This is a genomic window from Pseudomonas sp. GW456-12-1-14-TSB6, assembly GCF_059424205.1.
In genome coordinates this window covers 1-19,793 of the sequence record NZ_JBWKZE010000038.1, presented here as the reverse complement: position 1 = coordinate 19,793, position 19,793 = coordinate 1, and the positions used below count along the sequence as shown (strand labels likewise).

The 19,793-nt window shown below is 61.2% G+C and carries 20 protein-coding genes; 3 read left to right on the top strand and 17 right to left on the bottom strand.

All coding sequences use genetic code 11. From position 1 onward, the window contains the following. Positions 1 to 68: 68 nt before the first annotated feature. Together ccmB and ccmA are read right to left on the bottom strand one after the other, a co-directional pair. A complete protein-coding gene (gene ccmB, locus AC07Y2_RS25655; RefSeq protein ID WP_011333083.1) occupies positions 69 to 737 on the bottom strand; it encodes a heme exporter protein CcmB in 669 nt (222 codons plus the stop codon). After that, a complete protein-coding gene (ccmA, locus tag AC07Y2_RS25650) occupies positions 734 to 1,369 on the bottom strand; it encodes a cytochrome c biogenesis heme-transporting ATPase CcmA (protein WP_007959232.1) in 636 nt (211 codons plus the stop codon). Before ccmA ends, ccmB begins: the two co-directional genes overlap by 4 nt. Before the next feature lie 197 nt (positions 1,370 to 1,566). On the opposite strand from ccmA, the gene fliK reads away from it, so the two are divergent. After that, positions 1,567 to 3,141: a flagellar hook-length control protein FliK gene (gene fliK, locus AC07Y2_RS25645; RefSeq protein ID WP_103385711.1), complete on the top strand. Its 1,575-nt coding sequence runs from the start codon at positions 1,567 to 1,569 to the stop codon at positions 3,139 to 3,141. Continuing rightward, a complete protein-coding gene (locus AC07Y2_RS25640) occupies positions 3,138 to 3,467 on the top strand; it encodes an EscU/YscU/HrcU family type III secretion system export apparatus switch protein (protein WP_039769740.1) in 330 nt (109 codons plus the stop codon). The genes fliK and AC07Y2_RS25640 overlap by 4 nt, the downstream gene beginning before the upstream one ends. Before the next feature lie 186 nt (positions 3,468 to 3,653). Here the strand turns inward: AC07Y2_RS25640 and AC07Y2_RS25635 are convergent, their stop codons facing one another. The 15 genes from AC07Y2_RS25635 to AC07Y2_RS25565 all read right to left on the bottom strand — a co-directional run bounded on the left by AC07Y2_RS25635 (position 3,654) and on the right by AC07Y2_RS25565 (position 18,897). After that, on the bottom strand, positions 3,654 to 4,046 hold the full coding sequence (locus AC07Y2_RS25635) for a DUF2802 domain-containing protein (protein WP_039769738.1): 393 nt from the start codon (positions 4,044 to 4,046) through the stop codon (positions 3,654 to 3,656). Continuing rightward, on the bottom strand, positions 4,047 to 4,532 hold the full coding sequence (locus tag AC07Y2_RS25630; protein WP_007959223.1) for a chemotaxis protein CheW: 486 nt from the start codon (positions 4,530 to 4,532) through the stop codon (positions 4,047 to 4,049). It abuts the gene before it with no gap. Positions 4,533 to 4,605: 73 nt separating this feature from the next. Further along, on the bottom strand, positions 4,606 to 5,559 hold the full coding sequence (locus tag AC07Y2_RS25625; protein WP_103385712.1) for a CheW domain-containing protein: 954 nt from the start codon (positions 5,557 to 5,559) through the stop codon (positions 4,606 to 4,608). Positions 5,560 to 5,561: 2 nt separating this feature from the next. Continuing rightward, the gene (locus tag AC07Y2_RS25620; protein ID WP_007959220.1) at positions 5,562 to 6,350 is read right to left on the bottom strand and encodes a ParA family protein; all 789 of its coding nucleotides are present in this window, start codon (positions 6,348 to 6,350) and stop codon (positions 5,562 to 5,564) included. Positions 6,351 to 6,393: 43 nt separating this feature from the next. Next, positions 6,394 to 7,284, bottom strand: a complete 891-nt coding sequence (gene motD, locus AC07Y2_RS25615) for a flagellar motor protein MotD (RefSeq protein WP_011333075.1) — start codon at positions 7,282 to 7,284, stop codon at positions 6,394 to 6,396. A 12-nt stretch (positions 7,285 to 7,296) separates the two neighbouring features. Next, the gene (locus AC07Y2_RS25610) at positions 7,297 to 8,037 is read right to left on the bottom strand and encodes a flagellar motor protein (RefSeq protein ID WP_039769734.1); all 741 of its coding nucleotides are present in this window, start codon (positions 8,035 to 8,037) and stop codon (positions 7,297 to 7,299) included. After that, positions 8,037 to 9,173 carry a protein-glutamate methylesterase/protein-glutamine glutaminase gene (locus AC07Y2_RS25605; protein ID WP_103385713.1) on the bottom strand — a complete coding sequence of 379 codons (1,137 nt, stop codon included), beginning with the start codon at positions 9,171 to 9,173 and terminating at the stop codon, positions 8,037 to 8,039. Before AC07Y2_RS25605 ends, AC07Y2_RS25610 begins: the two co-directional genes overlap by 1 nt. A gap of 49 nt (positions 9,174 to 9,222) precedes the next feature. Continuing rightward, entirely contained in the window at positions 9,223 to 11,493 is a 2,271-nt protein-coding gene (locus AC07Y2_RS25600; protein ID WP_039769731.1) for a chemotaxis protein CheA, read from the bottom strand. A 39-nt stretch (positions 11,494 to 11,532) separates the two neighbouring features. After that, positions 11,533 to 12,321, bottom strand: coding sequence for a protein phosphatase CheZ (locus tag AC07Y2_RS25595; protein WP_011333071.1), 789 nt, complete (start codon positions 12,319 to 12,321; stop codon positions 11,533 to 11,535). Positions 12,322 to 12,339: 18 nt separating this feature from the next. Continuing rightward, positions 12,340 to 12,711 carry a chemotaxis response regulator CheY gene (locus AC07Y2_RS25590; protein ID WP_003183998.1) on the bottom strand — a complete coding sequence of 124 codons (372 nt, stop codon included), beginning with the start codon at positions 12,709 to 12,711 and terminating at the stop codon, positions 12,340 to 12,342. 167 nt (positions 12,712 to 12,878) lie between these two features. After that, a complete protein-coding gene (gene fliA, locus AC07Y2_RS25585) occupies positions 12,879 to 13,619 on the bottom strand; it encodes an RNA polymerase sigma factor FliA (protein WP_007951959.1) in 741 nt (246 codons plus the stop codon). Next, a complete protein-coding gene (fleN, locus tag AC07Y2_RS25580) occupies positions 13,616 to 14,446 on the bottom strand; it encodes a flagellar synthesis regulator FleN (RefSeq protein WP_003222917.1) in 831 nt (276 codons plus the stop codon). Before fleN ends, fliA begins: the two co-directional genes overlap by 4 nt. Positions 14,447 to 14,559: 113 nt before the next feature. Next, complete coding sequence (gene flhF, locus AC07Y2_RS25575; RefSeq protein ID WP_007951958.1) at positions 14,560 to 15,900, bottom strand: flagellar biosynthesis GTPase FlhF; 1,341 nt, start codon at positions 15,898 to 15,900, stop codon at positions 14,560 to 14,562. An 11-nt stretch (positions 15,901 to 15,911) separates the two neighbouring features. Further along, positions 15,912 to 18,041 (bottom strand): flagellar biosynthesis protein FlhA, encoded by a 2,130-nt coding sequence (flhA, locus tag AC07Y2_RS25570; protein WP_064378626.1) that lies wholly within the window; start codon positions 18,039 to 18,041, stop codon positions 15,912 to 15,914. Between the two features lie 187 nt (positions 18,042 to 18,228). Then, positions 18,229 to 18,897 (bottom strand): hypothetical protein, encoded by a 669-nt coding sequence (locus AC07Y2_RS25565; protein ID WP_039769729.1) that lies wholly within the window; start codon positions 18,895 to 18,897, stop codon positions 18,229 to 18,231. A 526-nt stretch (positions 18,898 to 19,423) separates the two neighbouring features. Here AC07Y2_RS25565 and AC07Y2_RS25560 point away from each other — a divergent pair. Continuing rightward, the gene (locus AC07Y2_RS25560; protein ID WP_039769728.1) at positions 19,424 to 19,783 is read left to right on the top strand and encodes a DUF6124 family protein; all 360 of its coding nucleotides are present in this window, start codon (positions 19,424 to 19,426) and stop codon (positions 19,781 to 19,783) included. Positions 19,784 to 19,793 lie beyond the last annotated feature (10 nt).

The window sequence follows — 19,793 nt, the reverse complement described above, 5'->3', positions numbered from 1 at the left end:
TCACGGGTGCCGCTCATCGGTGTGAGCAGTCTCAGGGTCTTTGCTGGTTAAATTTTAACCAGACCTCATTATTCGCCGACGCTGATCTTCAGGCCAGCCGCTATTGCAAAAGGTGTCAGGGTTATCGCCAGGGCGGTCAGGCTGCCAAGCCACAACAGATAACCAAGCGCCGGCATGCCCTGCAACGCCGCCTGCAAGGCGCCACTGCCGAGGATCAACACCGGGATGTACAACGGCAGAATCAGCAGCGCCAGCAACAGGCCTCCGCGTTTCAGACCGACCGTCAGCGCCGCGCCCACCGCGCCGAGCAAGCTCAGCACCGGTGTTCCCAGCAGCAACGAAAGCAGCAATACCGGCAGACACGCAGCCGGCAACCCGAGCATCAACGCCAGTAACGGCGAGAGCAAAACCAGTGCCAGCCCGGAAAAAAGCCAGTGTGCCAGCACCTTGGCCAATACCAGAAGTGGCAGGGGGTGCGGCGAAAGGACCCACTGTTCAAGGGAGCCATCTTCGAAATCACTGCGGAAAAGCCCGTCCAGCGAGAGCAGGACCGACAACAGTGCCGCCACCCAGACTAACCCCGGGGACAAGTTTTGCAATACTTGAGTTTCCGGTCCGACGGCCAGCGGGAACAGCGCGATGACGATGGCGAAGAAAATCAGCGGATTGGCCAGCTCCGCCGGGCGGCGGAACAGCAGTCGGGATTCACGGGCAACCAGCAGGCCGAACACACTCATACCGCCCAATTCCCCAGGTCGATGTCGCGATAACCGGCCGGCATCCGGCTCAGCGTGTGGTGGGTGGTGAGCACCACCAGCCCTCCCCGTTCGCAGTGCCCGGCCAGGTGTTCTTCAAGCTGAGCCACGCCCTGCTTGTCGAGGGCGGTGAACGGTTCGTCGAGAATCCACAACGGTGGGCTGTCCAGATACAACCGCGCCAACGCCACGCGGCGCTGCTGGCCGGCGGACAGGCTATGGCAGGGTACATCCTCAAAACCGCGCAATCCAACCGCCGCCAGGGCCTGCCAGATCGCGTCGCGTTCGGCGGGTTGATGCAGGGCGCAGAGCCAGGCGAGATTTTCTTCCGGGGTAAGCAAGTCCTTGATCCCGGCAGCATGGCCGATCCACAGCAGGTTGCGCGCCAGTTCGCTGCGTTGTTCGCCCAGCGGCTTGCCGTTGAGCAGCACCTGACCGTCGGTCGGCTGCATCAGACCGGCCAGCAAACGCAGCAAACTGGTCTTGCCGCTGCCGTTGGGGCCGCTGATCTGCACCATATCGCCACTGGCCAGTCTCAATTCGAGATTGTCGAAGAGCAGTCTGAGATCACGTTCACACGCGAGGGCGACGGTTTGCAGGACAGGACTGGTCAAGGGATCACGGGCCTTATACGGTTCAAGTCGGCTCTGGCGCGGCCGTTAAAGAGTTGCAGCATAAATGCAATGACGGCTCAATCCAGAGAGCTGCGTCAAACAATTGCTATGTTTTTTGAACGAATGGAAGGACGGGCGGCATTATACATGGCGTCCCCCGCTCTCCCGAGTGCATTTTCCTCAGGTTGTGTCCGCGTATGACAGGCGAAATGAACATCCTCCCGCTCCCGCCCACCGCCCCGGCGACCGTTCGCCCGCAGGTGGGTGAGCTGCTGAAGTTGCTGACGCCGGTCGACGGGCTGATTGCCGCCGGCCAGAGCGCCAAGGCCGAGGTGTTGTCGCTCAAGCAGGCGGATCAGACCTTTCAATTGCTGCTCAAGGTGACGCTGGACAGCGGCCGTCAGACCACCGTGCAGGCGACCAGCAATCTGCCGCTGCCCCAGGGAACCAGTCTGGCGATCACCCAGCCGTCGGCGGGTAATCTGGCGATCACCGTGCAACAGGCCATCGCCAGCAGCGTCGCTACCCTCACCCGCATCGACACCGCGCAATTGCCGGTTGGCACGCTGCTGCAAGGCAAGGTGCTGACGGCTCAGGCCTTGCCACAGGTGCCGGGGCAGCCGACGGTGTACCGCTCGATGGTCAGCCTGCTCAACACCGCGTTGAGCGGCAGCACCTTGAGCATCGACAGCCCGCAACCGTTGCGCATCGGCACCTTGCTGTCGGCGCTGGTGCAGGACTCGCAGACCCTGAAGTTCCTGCCGCTGAGCAATCGCCAGGAACAACTGGCGGTCAGCCAGCAGCTGGTCAGCCAGCAAAGCCGTCAGGGCTCTCTCGACGGCTTGCTGAAAATGCTCCAGAGCCTGCCCCCCGCCACCGATCAGACGTCCCAGGATTTGCGCGCGGTCGTGGACAAACTGCTCGCCAATCTGCCGGACGTGCAGCAACTGAGCACCCCGAAAGGTCTGGCCCAGGCGCTGGCCAACAGCGGCGTGTTCCTCGAAACCAAACTGCTGACCGGGCAGAACCCGACGCTGGCCCCGGACATGAAAGCCGATCTGCTCAAGCTGATCGCCCAACTCACCCCCGGCCTGCCCGGCAACACCAATCTGAACGCGATCATCGCCGCCAACACGCTGGCCCAGGCGCTGCCCAGCTTCGTGCGCAACGCCCTCGGCATGCTCGGTCAAGTCAGCGCGAAACCGGTGCCGAGCAGTTTCCCGCTGCCCGACCGGCTGCTGCAAAGTCTGGAAGGTGAAGGCGATCTGGAACATTTGCTGCGCCTCGCTGCAGCCGCCGTGTCGCGCCTGCAAAGCCATCAGCTGTCGAGCCTGGAACAGACCGGCGTCACCGATGACGGTCGTCTGCTCAGCACCTGGCAACTGGAAATCCCGATGCGCAATCTGCAGGACATCGTGCCGTTGCAGGTCAAGTTCCAGCGCGAAGAAGCACCGGAGAAACAGGAAGCCAACGAGCAGCGCCGCGATGAGCGCGAACCGAAGCAGCAACTGTGGCGCGTCGATCTGGCGTTCGACATGGAACCGCTGGGGCCGATGCAGATTCAGGCGCAATTGATCAGCGGCAGCCTGTCCAGCCAATTGTGGGCCGAGCGGCCGTACACCGCGAGCCTGATCGAAAACAACCTGAGCGCACTGCGCCAGCGTCTGTTGGATTCCGGGCTGAACGTCGGCGACCTCGACTGCCACCTCGGCACCCCGCCGCAAGGCATCCAAACCCGCCTCGAACACCGCTGGGTCGATGAAACCGCATGAATGACACCACCGCTCCACGCCAGGCCATCGCCCTCAAATACGACGGCAGCCACGCCCCGACTCTCACCGCCAAGGGCGACGAAGAACTGGCCGAAGAAATCCTGCGGATCGCTCGCGATTATGAAGTGCCGATCTACGAAAACGCCGAGCTGGTGAAGTTGCTGGCGCGGATGGAACTGGGCGACAGCATCCCCGAAGAGCTTTACCGCACCATCGCCGAAATCATCGCGTTTGCCTGGAACCTCAAGGGCAAGTTTCCGGCGGGACAGGACCCGGACGCACCGATGGTCGAGAAAGACATCACCGAACGCGGCGATGATTACTGAAGGCAAAAAAAAACGCAGCCATCGATGACTGCGATTTTTTTCGCTGATTGTTCCCACGCTCTGCGTGGGAACACCCGCCCGTGACGCTCTGCGTCACCCTTCACACGCGGAACGCGGAGCGTTCCAAGATGCATTCCCACGCAGACGGTTCGACGCCTCGACGTGGGAACGATCCAGGGGTGACGACTAGTTCTTGTGCAGCTTGCGCATCAACTCCGCCTCAGCCTGGGTCAACCCGCAGGACTGGGTCAGCTCATCGACGCTCGCGCCCATCCCCACCAGTTTCGCCGCCTGGGCGAATGACAGGCTGGAAGGATCGCGCTGTTCGAGCTGGGAGAGTTTGTCCGGGATCGGACTGACCACCGCGCGCAGCTCGTGCAGGGCTTCGCCCATGCGCACGTTGCCGTTCTGGTAATCGTCGACACGTTTGGCCAGGTCCCTGATGCGCTGATCACGCAGCGCATCGCCCTGGGCCTGTTGCGCAGCGATCACGCGCTGCGCCTTGATGTACGCCAGAAACATCGCCAGCGTGCCTGCCCAGAACAGGAACAGGACAATGACCGCTACCTCGAGAATCAATCAGATGTTCTCCAGTTCCGACCACTCTTCTTCGCTCATCATCTTGTCCAGCTCGACCAGGATCAGCAACTCGTTGTTCTTGTTGCACACGCCCTGGATGAACTTGGCCGACTCTTCGTTACCGACGTTCGGTGCAGTCTCGATTTCCGACTGACGCAGGTAAACCACTTCAGCCACGCTGTCGACCATGATGCCCACGACCTGCTTGTCGGCTTCGATGATGACGATACGGGTGTTGTCGCTGATCTCACCGCTCATCAGGCCGAAGCGCTGACGGGTGTCGATCACGGTCACCACGTTGCCGCGCAGGTTGATGATGCCCAGCACGTAGCTTGGCGCACCCGGAACCGGAGCGATCTCGGTGTAGCGCAGGACTTCCTGAACGCGCATCACGTTGATGCCGTAGGTTTCGTTATCCAGCTTGAAGGTCACCCATTGCAGGATCGGATCTTCGGAACCCTTTGCCGCCGTAGCCTTGTCGTTCATACCCTAGCCCCTCGAAAAACCGCGCCTGGCGGTGTGTGTTTCGTTCGCCGGCATTTGAATGCCGGTACTGTCTTTATGTCGGTTTGTGGTTCGGCTTACTGCCGGACATGTGCTTTGCCCCACCGCTGGCGATCAACTCGGCCAGTGCGGAAACATCAAGCAAGGCGCACATGTGTTCAATCACCGTGCCGGCGAGCCATGGCCGCTGACCTCGGTGACTTCTCCATTTGATTTCATTCGGGTCCAGACGCAACGAGCGACTGACCTGATGCACCGCCAGGCCCCACTCGTAACCCTGCACCGAAATCACGTATTGCAGGCCCTGACGGAAGTCATCGCGGTAGCGATCCGGCATGACCCAGCGTGCGGTGTCCAGCACCTTCAGATTCCCGGCCTGGCTTGGCAGGATGCCGAGGAACCATTCCGGCTGACCGAACAGCGGCGTCAGCTCATGGCCGGCCAGCGAATAGATCGAGCCGAGGCACACCAGCGGCACCGCCAGCGTCAGCCCGGCCACGTCGAACAACAGGCATTCGAACGCTTCCGAAGCCCAGGCGGGACGACCGTCGGTTTCCACCGGTGGCGGCGTGTTGCTGGGTGGCAGATGCACTTCCACCAGTGGCGCAACCAAGGTCGGTTCGACCGGGGCTGGCGCAGGCGCTACAGGCTCGGGCTCTGGCGCCGCCGGAGCCTGTGGCGTTTGCAGAAGTTGGGTTTGCAGCAGCGGTGCCAGGGTCGATACCACGCGCACCGGCTCAGGCTCTTTGATCAACGTCGCAGGTGCCTTCGCTACCTCAGCGGCAGGCGCGGCAACCGGAGCCACCGGCCTGGCGGCTTTTTGCGCATCCCGGGCCTGCTCTTCAAGCACGGCGGCCTGGAATTCATCGAGCGCCGCAGCGGTCTCGATCACCTCGACCGGCGCTGCGATTTCCTGCTCGACCTCGTCCGTCACTTCCTGCAGCAAGCCGTCCAGATAGGACTGCAACGCCAGTTGCGGCTTGGACGTCAGCTTGATCGGCCGATTCATGCTCAGGCCACCTGCGGAACAAGTTGCTGCGCCAGCAGATGCTTGAGCAGCGCGCGGTAAGCCAGCACGCCACGGCTCTTGCCGTCGAACTGCGAAGGGGTGACACCGGCACGACTGGCGTCACGCAGACGGGTATCGACCGGGATGTAACCCTGCCAGATCTCGTCGGGGAATTTGTCGCGCAGCACGCGCAAGGTGCCCATCGACGCCTGGGTGCGGCGGTCGAACAGGGTCGGCACGATGCTGAACGGCAGCGCCTGTTTGCGCGAGCGGTTGATCATCGCCAGGGTGTTGACCATGCGCTCCAGGCCTTTGACGGCCAGGTGCTCGGTCTGCACCGGGATCACCAGTTGCTGACTGGCGGCCAGCGCGTTGACCATCAGCACGCCGAGCAATGGCGGGCTGTCGATGATCGCGTAATCGAAGTCCTGCCACAGCTGCGCCAGACTCTTGGCGATCACCAGGCCCAGGCCACTCTGCCCCGGCGACTGGCGCTCGAGGGTGGCCAGCGCGGTGCTCGACGGCAACAGGGAAATGCGTTCATCGCTGGTCGACAGCAGCAGTTGGCCCGGCAGGCCTTGCGGCACGCTGCCCTTGTGCAGAAACAGGTCGTAGTTACTGTGTTCCAGGCTGTCGGGGTCGTAACCGAAATAGCTGGTCATCGAGCCGTGCGGGTCGAGATCGACCACGACCACGCGCTTGCCCGCCTCTGCCAGCAAACCGGCTAAAGCGATGGAAGAAGTGGTTTTACCTACACCACCCTTTTGATTGGCGACTGCCCAGACTCTCATTCAGATCGTTCCTCCCGGCCGGGATACTCGGCCGAGACATGGTTCAGCGTATTAATGCGGGCGACGGAGAATTGACGGCACTCTCGCGTCCCGGCGTCTTGACCGGGGTCGGTGCAGTTTGTGTGCCAGCACGCTTCAACGCGGCGTCCGGTTGCGCATGAGCGGTTCCGGTGCCGGTGAGGCTGCGGCGCACATCGAGATTGCGCGACACCACCAGTACCACACGACGGTTTTTCGCCCGGCCTTCAGCGGTGGCGTTGTTGGCCACCGGCTGGAATTCGCCGTAGCCCACCGAGGCCAGGCGGCCAGGGTTCACACCCTGCATCGCCAGCATGCGCACGATGCTCGCCGAACGCGCCGAGGACAGTTCCCAGTTGGTCGGGTACTGCGCAGTGCGGATCGGTTGATCGTCGGTGAAGCCTTCGACGTGGATCGGGTTGTCGAACGGTTTGAGGATCGCCGCGACCTTGTCGATGATGTTGAACGCGATGTCGCTCGGCATCGCATCACCGCTGCCGAACAACAGGCTGGAGTTGAGTTCGATCTCGACCCAAAGCTCGTTGCCGCGCACGGTCATCTGGTTCGAGGAGATCAGGTCGCCGAACGCAGCGCTGATGTCATCGGCGATGCTTTTCAGCGGATCGCTGGCTCCGGCGATACCTGCGTCGACCTGTTCGGCGTCCTTGACCAGCGGCTTGGCCGGGGTAACGGTCTTCGGTCGTTCTTCGCCGATCGGAATCGGCTTTAGCGCACGGTCGGAGTCGGTGAAGACCCCGATCAGCGCTTCGGAGATGATCTTGTACTTGCCTTCGTTGATCGACGAGATGGAGTACATCACCACGAAAAAGGCAAAGAGCAAGGTAATGAAGTCGGCGTAGGAAACCAGCCAGCGTTCATGGTTTACGTGCTCTTCATGCTGGCGACGACGTGCCATGAGGTCAGTCCCTTAATCCATGAAGCCCTGAAGCTTCAACTCGATGGAGCGTGGGTTTTCACCTTCAGCGATCGACAAAATACCTTCCAACAACATTTCGCGATAACGCGACTGCCGCAACGCGATTGACTTGAGCTTGGCGGCCACCGGCAACAGGATCAGGTTGGCACTGGCCACACCGTAGATGGTGGCGACGAACGCAACCGCGATACCGTTGCCCAGTTGCGACGGATCGGCCAGGTTGCCCATCACGTGGATCAGACCCATCACCGCACCGATGATGCCGATGGTCGGCGCGTAGCCGCCCATGCTTTCAAACACTTTGGCGGCCTCGATGTCGCGGGCTTCCTGAGTGTAGAAATCCACTTCGAGGATGCTGCGGATCGCTTCCGGCTCGGCGCCGTCGACCAGCAGTTGCAGGCCCTTGCGCGAGTAGGCGTCGGGCTCGGCATCCGCCACGCCTTCCAGACCCAGCAGGCCTTCCTTGCGGGCGGTGAGACTCCAGTTGACCACGCGATCGATGCCGCCGGCCAGGTCCACCCGCGGCGGGAAAAAGATCCAGGCCAGAATCTGCATGGCGCGCTTGAACGCGCTCATCGGCGATTGCAGCAGCGCGGCACCGATGGTGCCACCAAGCACGATCAGCGCCGCCGGGCCGTTGGCCAGCGCGCCGAGGTGACCGCCTTCAAGGTAGTTGCCGCCGATGATGGCGACGAACGCCATGATGATCCCGATAAGGCTTAGAACATCCATCAGACGCACGCCTCGACCAAGTGCTTGCCGATATCGTCCAGGCTGTACACCGCGTCGGCGAGGTCAGCTTTGACGATGGCCATCGGCATGCCGTAAATCACGCAACTGGCTTCGTCCTGGGCCCAGACCGTGCTGCCGCCCTGCTTGAGCAGGCGCGCACCTTCACGGCCGTCGGCGCCCATGCCGGTCAGTACCACCGCCAGAACTTTGTCACTGTAGGATTTGGCTGCAGAACCGAAGGTGATGTCCACGCACGGCTTGTAGTTCAGACGTTCGTCGCCCGGCAGGATTTTCACCGCGCCACGGCCATCGATCATCATCTGCTTGCCACCCGGTGCCAGCAGCGCCAGGCCCGGACGCAGGATGTCGCCATCCTCGGCTTCCTTGACGCTGATGCGGCACAGCTTGTCCAGACGTTCGGCGAAGGCCTTGGTAAAGGCCGCCGGCATGTGCTGGATCAGCACGATCGGCGCCGGGAAGCTGGCCGGCAACTGGGTCAGGACCCGTTGCAGCGCGACCGGGCCGCCAGTCGATGTACCGATGGCGACGAGTTTGTAGTTTTTGCGTTTCGGGGCCGGCGACGAAGCGCTGGCCGCTGGCGCGCGAGTCGGTGCCGGCGCAGGGGCCGGACGGGCCGGAGCGCTGTGGCTGCCAAAGCTCGACGGCGCCGGCGCTGGGGTCGGCGCAGGTGCAGGCGCAGCGGCAGGCGCCGGCGCACTGTAGGCACTGAAACGACGGTTACTGCGCGAGATGCTGTGAACCTTCTCGCACAGCAGTTGCTTGACCTTCTCCGGATTGCGGGAGATGTCTTCAAAATTCTTCGGCAGGAAATCCACCGCGCCGGCATCCAGCGCATCCAGGGTGACCCGGGCGCCTTCGTGCGTCAGCGAGGAGAACATCAACACCGGTGTCGGGCAGCGCTGCATGATGTGCCGCACGGCCGTGATGCCATCCATCATCGGCATCTCGTAGTCCATGGTGATCACGTCCGGCTTGAGGGCCAGGGCCTGATCGATCGCCTCTTTACCGTTGGTTGCCGTGCCGACAACCTGGATGCTCGGATCCGCTGAAAGAATTTCCGAGACGCGGCGGCGGAAAAAACCCGAATCGTCCACCACCAGGACTTTGACTGCCATAAACACTCCATTAGGTGCGGCGGGACGTCGTCGCCCCGCCACCCCGGATTCAAATACGCCGTGCGGCGTAACGCTTGAGCATGCTCGGAACATCGAGAATCAGTGCAATGCGGCCGTCACCGGTGATGGTGGCGCCGGACATGCCCGGAGTTCCCTGGAGCATCTTGCCCAGTGGCTTGATGACCACTTCTTCCTGGCCGACCAGTTGATCGACGACGAAGCCGATCCGCTGGGTGCCCACCGAAAGGATCACCACATGGCCTTCGCGCTGCTCTTCGTGAGCGGCGGAGCTGACCAGCCAGCGCTTGAGGTAGAACAATGGCAGCGCCTTGTCCCGCACGATCACCACTTCCTGGCCGTCCACCACGTTGGTGGTCGACAGGTCGAGGTGGAAGATTTCGTTGACGTTCACCAGCGGGAACGCGAACGCCTGGTTGCCGAGCATCACCATCAGGGTCGGCATGATCGCCAGCGTCAGCGGCACCTTGATGACAATCTTCGAGCCTTGGCCCTTGGTCGAGTAGATGTTGATCGAACCGTTGAGCTGGGAAATCTTGGTCTTCACCACGTCCATGCCGACACCGCGGCCGGACACGTCGGAGATCTCGGTCTTGGTCGAGAAACCCGGGGCGAAGATCAGGTTGTAGCACTCGGTGTCGCTCAGGCGATCGGCGGCATCCTTGTCCATCACACCGCGCTTCACGGCGATGGCGCGCAGGACGTTCGGGTCCATGCCTTTGCCGTCGTCGGAGATCGACAGCAGGATGTGGTCGCCTTCCTGCTCGGCCGCCAGAATCACCTTGCCGCCACGGGCCTTGCCCGACGCTTCGCGTTCTTCCGGCGACTCGATGCCGTGGTCGACCGCGTTGCGCACCAAGTGGACCAGCGGGTCGGCCAGGGCCTCGACGAGGTTCTTGTCGAGGTCGGTCTCTTCGCCCACCAGTTCCAGGTTGATCTCTTTCTTGAGCTGACGAGCCAGGTCGCGAACCAGACGCGGGAAGCGGCCGAAGACTTTCTTGATCGGCTGCATCCGGGTCTTCATGACGGCGGTCTGCAAGTCGGCGGTGACCACGTCGAGGTTCGACACGGCCTTCTGCATCGACTCGTCGCCGCTGTTCAGGCCCAGACGCACCAGACGGTTACGTACCAGCACCAGTTCGCCGACCATGTTCATGATTTCGTCGAGACGTGCAGTGTCCACACGTACGGTGGTCTCGGCTTCGCTCGCCGGTTTTTCCGGTGGCGGCGTCGCCGGTGCACGAGCCGGAGCCGGTGCAGCAGCGGCGGCAGGCTTGGCCGGCTCGGCTTTCGGCTCAGGTGCTTTTGCAGCAGGTTTTGCCGCAGCGGCCGGGGCCTTCGCAGCAGGTGTTGCAACAGCCGAAGAATTACTGGCAGTCACGACGGCACCGGTGGCGACGTCAGTGAACTTGCCTTTGCCATGCAGATCGTCGAGCAGCGATTCGAACTCGTGATCGCTGATCAGATCGCTACCGGCCGCAGCCGCTGCCGGAGCAGCCGTTGCAGGGACCGAAGCAATCGCCGACTCCAGCGCATCAACGGCAAAGTTGCCCTTGCCGTGCAACTGATCGAGCAAGGCTTCGAATTCGTCGTCGGTGATGTCCGAGCTGTCGCCCGCCGCCGGAGCAGCAGGTGCAGCAGCAGCCGGAGCCACGGCGTCGGCCGCGAACTGGCCTTTGCCATGCAACTGGTCGAGCAGCGACTCGAACTCGGCGTCGGTGATTTCATCGCTGGCCGCTTCGGTGGAAGCAGGTGCAGCGGCAGCCGCCGGGGCTTCGGCTTCGGCCTTGACGGCGTTCAGCGAGTCCAGCAACTGTTCAAATTCGTTATCGGTGATGTCACCCGAATCACCTTCGACGACCAGTTCTTCGATCATCTCGGCAACCGGCGAAGCCGGGGCTTCATCCGCCGATTGCGGTTCGGCCAGACGCGCCAGGGCGGCTAGCAGTTCCGGGGTGGCGGCGGTGATCGGGCTGCGATCGCGGACTTCGCTGAACATGCTGTTCACCGCGTCCAGCGCTTCGAGCACCACGTCCATCAGTTCTGCATCGACGCGCCGTTCACCCTTGCGAAGGATGTCGAACACGTTTTCGGCGATGTGACAGCACTCCACCAGCTCGTTGAGCTGAAGGAAGCCGGCGCCCCCTTTTACAGTGTGGAAACCGCGAAAAATTGCGTTGAGCAGATCTGCGTCATCCGGGCGGCTTTCCAGCTCGACCAGTTGTTCGGACAGTTGCTCAAGAATCTCGCCGGCCTCAACCAGGAAATCCTGAAGGATCTCTTCATCGGCGCCGAAGCTCATTAATGGGGTGCTCCTACAGGTCTAAAAACCCAAAAAAACTCAAAATCCAAGGCTGGATAGCAAATCGTCCACATCGTCCTGACCGGACACAACGTCTTCTCGTTTATCGGCATGAATCTGCGGACCTTCACCCTGCGAGAGATGTTTTTGTGGATCTTTTTCAGCAAGCATCGCCGCACGGTCATGTTCGATGCCCGCAAAGCGGTCCACCTGGCTGGCCATGAGCACGAGCTTGAGCAGGTTGCTTTCGACTTCGGTGACCAATTGGGTCACGCGCTTGATCACCTGGCCGGTGAGGTCCTGGTAATCCTGGGCGAGCAGAATGTCATTCAGATTGCTCGACACCGCGCGGTTGTCCGCGCTGCTGCGTGCCAGAAAACCGTCGACCCGGCGCGCCAGTTCGCGGAACTCTTCAGCCCCGACCTCACGACGCATGAAACGGCCCCAATCGGCGCTCAAGGCCTGGGCTTCGTCAGCCAGGCCATTGACCACAGGGGTCGCGCTTTCCACCAGATCCATGGTGCGGTTGGCGGCAGCTTCGGTCAGTTTGACCACGTAGCCCAGGCGCTCGGTAGCGTCGGTAATTTGCGACACTTCCTCAGCCTGCGGCATGTGCGGATCGATCTGGAAATTGACGATCGCACTGTGCAGTTCACGCGTGAGCTTGCCCACTTCCTGGTACAGGCCACGGTCACGGGTCTGATTGAGCTCATGGATCAGTTGCACCGCGTCGCCGAACTTGCCTTTTTCAAGGCTTTCGACCAGTTCGACCGCGTGTTTTTTCAGGGTCGACTCAAAATCGCCCTGTGAAGATTCGTTATGCTCCATAGCTCCCCCGCGCGTTCATCAGCCGATGCGTTCGAAAATCTTCTCGATTTTTTCTTTCAACGCCTGGGCCGTGAAAGGTTTGACCACATAGCCGTTCACGCCGGCCTGGGCCGCTTCGATGATCTGCTCGCGCTTGGCTTCAGCGGTCACCATCAGCACCGGCAGGTGCTTGAGCTTTTCATCGGCACGCACGTGGCGCAGCAGGTCGATACCGGTCATGCCGGGCATGTTCCAGTCGGTCACCAGAAAGTCGATGCTGCCGCTGTTGAGCACCGGAATGGCAGTGGTGCCATCGTCGGCTTCAACGGTGTTGGTGAACCCCAGATCACGCAACAGGTTCTTGATGATCCGCCGCATCGTTGAGAAGTCATCAACGATGAGGATTTTCATGTCTTTGTTCAATTCGACCTCCAAGCAGTCTTAAACGCGCCCAGCACCTGGACGCGCCATTTCAATCAATCCGGCAAAACACTCGATGACTGTCTGGAGCACAACAGATCGAGACCGGTGCCGTTCACCACCGCACCAGCCTCGTTCGCAGTGTCCCCACACTGCCTTCAGCGCGCTCGCCACTCCCCCAAACGCCCCCGCAAGCGGGCCGCGCACTGGCTGTGTAACTGGCTGACCCGCGATTCACTGACGCCAAGGACTTCACCGATCTCCTTGAGGTTCAGCTCTTCGTCGTAGTACAGCGCCAACACCAGTCGCTCACGCTCCGGCAAATTGGCAATCGCGTCCGCCAGCGCGGCCTGGAAACGTTCGTCTTCCAGATCGCGCGACGGCTCCAGATGAGCACTGGCGCCATCCTCGTGCAGCCCTTCGTGTTCGCCGTCCTGCAACAGGTCGTCGAAACTGAACAGCCGGCTGCCCAGGGTGTCGTTCAAAATCCCGTAGTAATCGTCGAGACTCAATTGGAGTTCGGCCGCAACTTCGTGATCTTTAGCGTCACGGCCGGTTTTAGCTTCAATCGAGCGAATCGCGTCGCTGACCATACGGGTGTTGCGGTGAACCGAGCGTGGCGCCCAGTCCCCTTTTCGGACTTCATCGAGCATCGCACCACGGATCCGGATGCCCGCGTACGTTTCAAAACTGGCGCCCTTGCTGGCGTCGTATTTGGTCGAGACTTCGAGCAGGCCGATCATCCCGGCCTGGATCAGGTCTTCGACCTGCACACTGGCCGGCAATCGCGCCAGCAAGTGGTAGGCGATGCGTTTGACCAGTGGCGCGTAACGCTCGATCAGCTCGTACTGCGCGTCACGCGCCGACTTTTTGTAAAGGTTCATACCGCTGGCGGTCATAGCACAGGTCCTGCCGTTTGCTGCACGAGGCGCTCGACGAAAAATTCGAGGTGGCCGCGCGGGTTGGCGGGCAGCGGCCAGGTGTCGACCTTCTGTGCGATCGCCTTGAACGCCAGCGCGCACTTGGAACGCGGAAAGGCTTCATAGACCGCACGCTGCTTCTGCACCGCCTTGCGCACGCTTTCGTCGTAGGGCACTGCGCCGACGTATTGTAGGGCGACGTCCAGGAAGCGATCCGTGACCTTGGTCAACTTGGCGAACAGATTGCGACCTTCCTGCGGGCTCTGGGCCATGTTGGCCAGGACGCGGAAGCGGTTCATGCCGTAGTCGCGGTTCAGCAGTTTGATCAGCGCGTAGGCGTCGGTGATCGAGGTCGGCTCGTCGCAGACCACCAGCAACACTTCCTGGGCTGCGCGCACGAAACTGACTACCGAGTCACCAATACCCGCAGCGGTGTCGATCACCAGTACGTCGAGGTTGTCGCCGATGTCGCTGAACGCCTGAATCAGGCCGGCATGCTGGGCCGGGCTCAGGTGAACCATGCTCTGGGTGCCGGAAGCGGCCGGCACGATGCGGATCCCGCCGGGGCCCTGCAACAGCACGTCGCGCAGCTCGCAGCGGCCTTCGATCACGTCGGCCAGGGTGCGTTTGGGGGTCAGGCCCAGCAGAACGTCGACGTTCGCCAGCCCCAGGTCGGCGTCCAGCAGCATGACCCGACGGCCAAGCTCTGCCAGCGCCAGGGACAAGTTCACTGACACATTAGTCTTGCCGACGCCACCTTTGCCGCCGGTCACCGCGATCACCTGTACGGGATGCATGCTGCCCATGTTATTTCTTTACCTTGTCTTGCATAGACGGAGGCCACATTACTGGCTGCGCGTTCACAACCGGAACAATGCATGGCAGACCATCGATGTAGGTACAAAAACGGTTCATTACCTCAGCCAACCTGCTTGGTCGGACTGTGGTAGATATCAGCGAACATGTCAGCCATGGCTTCTTCGCTGGGTTCTTCCTGCATTTGCACACTGACGGCGCGGCTGACCAGTTGATGACGGCGCGGCAGATGCAGATCATCCGGAATACGCGGCCCATCGGTCAGGTAGGCGACCGGCAGTTCGTGACTGATCGCCAGGCTCAGCACTTCGCCAAGGCTGGCCGTCTCATCCAGTTTAGTCAGGATGCAGCCGGCGAGCCCGCAACGCTTGTAACTGTGATACGCGGCGGTTAGAACCTGTTTCTGGCTGGTGGTTGCCAGCACCAGATAATTTTTCGACCGAATGCCACGACCGGCCAGACTTTCCAGCTGCATGCGCAGCGCCGGATCGCTGGCTTGCAGGCCGGCGGTATCGATCAGCACCACGCGTTTGCGCAGCAGTGGATCCAGCGCCTGCACCAGGGACTGGCCCGGATCGACGTGGGTCACCGACACATTGAGGATGCGACCCAGAGTCTTGAGCTGCTCCTGCGCGCCGATACGGAAACTGTCCATGCTCACCAGCGCGATGTTCTGCGCGCCGTACTTGAGCACGTAACGGGCGGCCAGTTTGGCCAGGGTAGTGGTTTTGCCCATGCCGGCAGGACCGACCATGGCAATCACCCCACCCTCTTCCAGCGGCTCGACTTCCGGCACGGCGATCATCCGCGCCAAGTGCGCCAGCAGCATGCGCCAGGCCTGACGGGGTTCGTCGATCTCGGTGATCATCGACAGCAGATCACGGGACAGCGGGCCGGACAAACCGATGCGTTGCAGACGACGGTACAGATTGGCCTGAGCCGGACGGCTGCCTTGCAGCTGGTTCCAGGCCAGGGTGCCGAGTTGCACTTCCATCAGTTCGCGCAGGCTGTTGAGCTCGAAACGCATCGAGTCCAGAGCACGCGGATCAACGCCAGCGGAAACCGCTGCAGGCGCCGGTGCCGGACGGGCCGGAGCTTCGTAGGTCGGTTCGGTCAGCGGTTCGGCAGCGGTCAGCGGCAGGCCGGCCGTCAACGGCAGCCCGGCGAACAGCTGGCGATTGGTGTTGCCGTCGGCTTCGCCACGCAGGCTCAGTTCGGCCTGGGCGGTGACGATGCGCGACTGGGTCTTGCGCAGTTCATCCTCGAGCTCCATGTTCGGAACACGCGGGGCCAGCGCCGACAGTTTGTAATCGAGCGCCGCCGTCAGCTCGACGCCGCCGGCAATGCGGCGGTTGCCAATGATGGCGGCATCAGCGCCCAGCTCATCTCGAACCAGCTTCATGGCCTGACGCATATCGGCGGCGAAAAAACGCTTAACTTGCATAAACCACTACCTCAGCCGTTGGGCCCTACTGTCGCAACGATGGTCACTTGCTTGTTGTCCGGAATTTCCTGGTAGGCCAGCACATGCAGTCCGGGAACTGCCAGGCGACCAAAGCGCGAGAGCATCGCGCGAACCGGGCCTGCTACCAACAGGATCACCGGCTGACCTTGCATTTCCTGGCGCTGCGCCGCTTCGATCAGCGAACGCTGCAGCTTCTCGGCCATGCTCGGCTCCAGCAGAACGCCCTCTTCCGAGCCTTGTCCTGCCTTCTGCAGACTATTGAGCAATATTTGTTCCAACCTTGGCTCCAGCGTGATAACTGGCAGCTCCGACTCAGTCCCTACAATGCTTTGGACGATGGCGCGGGATACGCCGACCCGCACAGCGGCCACCAAAGCGGCGGTATCTTGACTCTTGGCGGCATTGTTGGCGATGGCTTCGGCAATGCTGCGGATATCGCGCACCGGCACGTGTTCGGCCAGCAACGCCTGCAATACTTTGAGCAACTGCGACAGCGTGACCACACCCGGCACCAGCTCTTCTGCCAGTTTCGGCGAGCTCTTGGCCAGCAATTGCATCAATTGCTGCACTTCTTCGTGGCCGATCAGTTCACTGGAGTGCTTGTACAGAATCTGGTTCAAGTGGGTCGCAACCACGGTGCTGGCATCGACCACGGTGTAACCGAGCGATTGCGCCTGGGCGCGCTGGCTGACTTCGATCCACACCGCCTCCAGGCCGAAAGCCGGATCTTTGGCGGTAATGCCGTTGAGCGAGCCGTAGACCTGACCCGGGTTGATCGCCAGTTCGCGATCCGGGTAGATCTCGGCTTCGGCCAGGATCACGCCCATCAGGGTCAGGCGATAGGCGCTCGGCGCCAGATCGAGGTTGTCGCGGATGTGCACGGTCGGCATCAGGAAGCCCAGATCCTGCGAGAGCTTCTTGCGCACGCCCTTGATCCGCGCCAGCAATTGCCCGCCCTGATTGCGGTCCACCAGCGGAATCAGGCGGTAGCCGACTTCCAGGCCGATCATGTCGATCGGGGTCACGTCATCCCAGCCCAGCTCCTTGGTTTCCATGGCGCGGGCCGGCGACGGCAGCAGTTCCTGTTGACGCTTGACCTCTTCCAGCGCGATGACCTTGGCCACGTTCTGCTTCTTCCAGAACAGGTAAGCGCCACCGGCCGCCAGTGCAGCCATGGTCAGGAACGAAAAGTGCGGCATGCCCGGCACCAGGCCCATGACCGCCATCAGACCGGCCGCCACCGCCAGCGCTTTGGGCGAGGCGAACATCTGGCGATTGATCTGCTTGCCCATGTCTTCCGAGCCGGAAGCACGGGTCACCATGATCGCCGCCGCTGTAGATAACAACAGTGATGGCAATTGCGCCACTAAACCGTCACCGATGGTCAGCAAGGCGTAAACCTTGCCCGCGTCAGCGAAAGTCATGTTGTGCTGGAAGATACCGACGGCCATGCCGCCGATCAGGTTGATGAACAGAATCAGCAAACCGGCGATGGCGTCACCGCGCACAAACTTGCTGGCACCGTCCATCGAACCGTAGAACTCGGCCTCCTGGGCCACTTCCTGACGACGGGCCTTGGCCTGCGCCTGATCGATCAGACCGGCGTTGAGGTCGGCGTCGATCGCCATTTGCTTGCCGGGCATCGCATCGAGGGTGAAACGCGCGCTCACCTCGGAAATCCGCCCGGCACCTTTGGTTACCACGACGAAGTTGATGATCATCAGGATCGCGAAAACCACGATACCGACCACGTAGTTACCGCCGATCACCACCTCACCGAAGGCCTGAATCACCTTACCGGCAGCAGCGTGGCCGTCCTGACCGTGGAGCATCACCACCCGCGTCGACGCCACGTTCAGCGCCAGTCGCAACAGCGTCGCCACCAGCAGGATCGTCGGGAACACCGCAAAATCCAGCGGCCGCAAGGCGTACACGCAGACCAGCAGCACGACGATCGACAGGGCAATGTTGAAGGTGAAGAACACGTCGAGCAGGAACGGCGGCACCGGCAACATCATCATCGCCAGCATGACCAGCAGCAACAGCGGCACACCCAGATTGCCTCGACTGAGGTCGGCAACATTCGAGCGAGCAGTGTTGAATAACTGAGAGCGATCCACCGGTTTTCCCCGTTCCTTTAAAGCAAACTTTTGACGCCCGAAGCAGGCGCAGGGCGGCTACTGCAAGAAGCCTTCCAACTTTTGCCAAGGCGTGAAACAGAGGGGGTGATGAATGCACAAAGGGGCGGCACGCACGTCGTGCGCCCGCCCCTGTTCAGCGATGTTCACTGAGATGAAATCCCGATAGTCAACTGGCTACCGGAATGTGCGCCGAAGTGATCGGACCGAAAGAGAGGGCTGCATTATCCAGATAGCGCGTGCCCCTGAACACGCTGTGACCACCAACATCGACAACGTCCTCCTCCGTATACATCAGTACCACCATGGTGACAGGCGCGACATCAGTGGACTTCGCATGACCCTCCATCAGATTCAATGACCATTCGAAACGCATGAATGGCAGGTCGCTGATTTCAATCGGAGGAGCCCCCGCATCCAGCCGAAAGTACTGCCGCGTCGTGATGCGCAATTGGTTGCCGACTACCGTGAACGATGGTTTTCCATATCGTTGTTCTACGGGCCCGCCATTACTCGCCCACTGGTCCATGTAATGACCGGGGTCGGTAAATAGAGCGAACAACGACGGGTTATCGCGGATATTACCGGCTGCGCCAAAGAAGTCGTTGTAGGAGTGGTGATACGCAAACCCGGCCAGTTCAGGCCGGATCGCATTGCTGGGATTATCCAGATAACTCGGAATGAACTGATTGGCCATGACCAGAAAGTTGAGAAAGTCCAGCTTCAGGTCGAACGTCACCTCATAGAAAATGGCCCGCTCGCCTGCGTCCCTTTCCAGCTTCCCTGAAACGAACTCCATCTCCATGCCCGGCAGTTTTCGGTAAACGCGACTTGTCATGATCTACCCCGGATTTCCAGTGAATGAGTTATCAACCACTGCGTTCGCAGAGTGCGAACAGGCAACGGCGTGAATTCCGGATTTATAAGGCGCCTGGGAACAACACGCGTCTACTGTCAGAACTAACAGGTCGCGGGACATTTCAGACCGACGGCACCCATTGTCTTTTAAACGCTGGTGTTTAAACGAAACCTTCAGACACGCCTTACAGGCTACGAATTCTTGCGCCGCTGCCTACGGCTACGCCAGAATCCGCCGGCTTGTGCGCTGTGGGGTCGGGTTCTATTGTGGGTCGGTCGCTGACGAATCAGCGATCGGGTTTAGCGACTCGGCTCAATTTAAAGGTGCACCAGCGTTCCTGGCTTCGTTGCGGATCTGTATGTCTGCAATTTCGTTATGGTGGCTGTATGCGGGAGACCCTTGCGGTCTGCCGGGTGCCTTTGACCGGTTCGCTAACCTGCGTACAGCCGCCACCCTTCCTGTTTAGCGACAGGATTTGGCGGCTCCACTTCAAAGGAGCTTCACCATGATCAAACCAACACCCAACCCACCCGAAACCGATCCCGCCTCGCCCTACGAATCCCTCGATTCCAGAAAGCTTCACGAAGCCGCCGACCGCGCCCTCGATCACTATCTCTGCCCGCCCGGCTCCACGCCACCACCGCGCAAAACCCGCAGAATGTACGCCGTCACCGCGGACTTCAAAAACGAAGAGCTGCTGGCCGATGCCTGCGAAACCCTCGCCTCGGCCAGAACAATCGTCAATGACTTCACCCATCTCATGCCCGCCTCGCAGCGCAGGACATTGGTGGGGATTGCGCAACTGATCATGCTCGGCGAGCTGGCAGTGAATCGGGTGCTGGATAATCTGGAATTGCCGAATTAACGCGTCGCCA